1 protein-coding gene is annotated in these 2059 nt (G+C 65.4%); it reads left to right on the top strand.

The window, feature by feature from the left end:
• A partial coding sequence (locus tag ACTEK7_RS36605; RefSeq protein ID WP_474810815.1) for a DUF4082 domain-containing protein occupies positions 1–2059 on the top strand: 2059 nt, incomplete at both ends.

The following is a 2059-nucleotide window of genomic DNA, read 5'->3' as shown; positions in this document are numbered from 1 at the left end:
GGTAAGCGTCAGCGGGACGCCGACGCAGAACCAGACCTTGACCGCGACCGTGAGCGATGCGGACGGAGTGCCGGGCACCGTCTCTTATCAGTGGCAGCAGAGTGCGAACGGCAATTCGTGGAGCAACATCAGTGGCGCGACCGCGAGCACGCTGGTCCTCGGGCAGGCTCAGGTCGGCAGCTTCATACGGGTCACCGCCAGCTACACGGACCTCTCGGGCAGCACCGAGGCCCCGGTGAGCACCGCGACCGCCACGACAGTGGCCAACGTCAACGACCCCGGCGCTGTCACGATCAACGGCACCGCGACCCAGAACCAGACCCTGACGGCCAGCGTCACGGACCCCGACGGCGCGCCCGCCAGCATCACCTATCACTGGCAGAGCAGCCCCGACGGCACCACTTGGACGAACCTGGCCGCCACGACCTCGAGCCTCACCCTCGATAGCAGCCTGGTCGGCAAGCGGATCCGCGTGAATGCCACCTACACCGACCTGTTCGGCGCCAGCGAGGATGTGACCAGCGCGGCCACGGCGACGGTTGCCGCTGCGAGTGCCACCACTACGCTGTTCACCACCCAGACGCCTGTCATCACCAATGCCAGCGACGGAGTAGGTTATGAGTTGGGGATGCGCTTCACCAGCGACACCTCCGGCTCGATCCAGGCAATCCGGTACTACAAGGCTCCGAGCGAGACGGGCACGCATATCGGCCACATCTGGTCGGCCACCGGCCAGGAGCTGGCGACGGTCACGTTTACCAACGAAGGCGCATCGGGCTGGCAGCAGCAGGCGCTCGCCACGCCCCTGACCATCCAGGCCGGCACGACCTACATCGTCTCCGTCAACATCAACAGCAACTACGTCTCCACCACGCAGGGCTTCGCCTCAGCCATCAGCAATGGTGGCCTGAACGCCCCAGTGGGTGCCGGCGTCTTCGACCTGTCCAAGGGCGCCTTCCCCACCAATGTCTATCAGAATGCAAACTATTTCCGCGACGTCGTGTTCGCTGCGGGCTCGTCACAGCCCAATAACCGCCCCGGTGAGGTAAGCGTCAGCGGGACGCCGACGCAGAACCAGACCTTGACCGCGACCGTGAGCGATGCGGACGGAGTGCCGGGCACCGTCTCTTATCAGTGGCAGCAGAGTGCGAACGGCAATTCGTGGAGCAACATCAGTGGCGCGACCGCGAGCACGCTGGTCCTCGGGCAGGCTCAGGTCGGCAGCTTCATACGGGTCACCGCCAGCTACACGGACCTCTCGGGCAGCACCGAGGCCCCGGTGAGCACCGCGACCGCCACGACAGTGGCCAACGTCAACGACCCCGGCGCTGTCACGATCAACGGCACCGCGACCCAGAACCAGACCCTGACGGCCAGCGTCACGGACCCCGACGGCGCGCCTGCCAGCATCACCTATCACTGGCAGAGCAGCCCCGACGGCACCACTTGGACGAACCTGGCCGCCACGACCTCGAGCCTCACCCTCGATAGCAGCCTGGTCGGCAAGCGGATCCGCGTGAATGCCACCTACACCGACCTGTTCGGCGCCAGCGAGGATGTGACCAGCGCGGCCACGGCGACGGTTGCCGCTGCGAGTGCCACCACTACGCTGTTCACCACCCAGACGCCTGTCATCACCAATGCCAGCGACGGAGTAGGTTATGAGTTGGGGATGCGCTTCACCAGCGACACCTCCGGCTCGATCCAGGCAATCCGGTACTACAAGGCTCCGAGCGAGACGGGCACGCATATCGGCCACATCTGGTCGGCTACCGGCCAGGAGCTGGCGACGGTCACGTTTACCAACGAAGGCGCATCGGGCTGGCAGCAGCAGGCGCTCGCCACGCCCCTGACCATCCAGGCCGGCACGACCTACATCGTCTCCGTCAACATCAACAGCAACTACGTCTCCACCACGCAGGGCTTCGCCTCAGCCATCAGCAATGGTGGCCTGAACGCCCCAGTGGGTGCCGGCGTCTTCGACCTGTCCAAGGGCGCCTTCCCCACCAATGTCTATCAGAATGCAAACTATTTCCGCGACGTCGTGTTCGCTGCGGGC

The organism is Bradyrhizobium sp. JHI2711 (genome assembly GCF_056156565.1).
The sequence above is the reverse complement of the archived record's forward strand: the minus strand, read 5'-3'. Positions and strand labels throughout refer to the sequence as shown.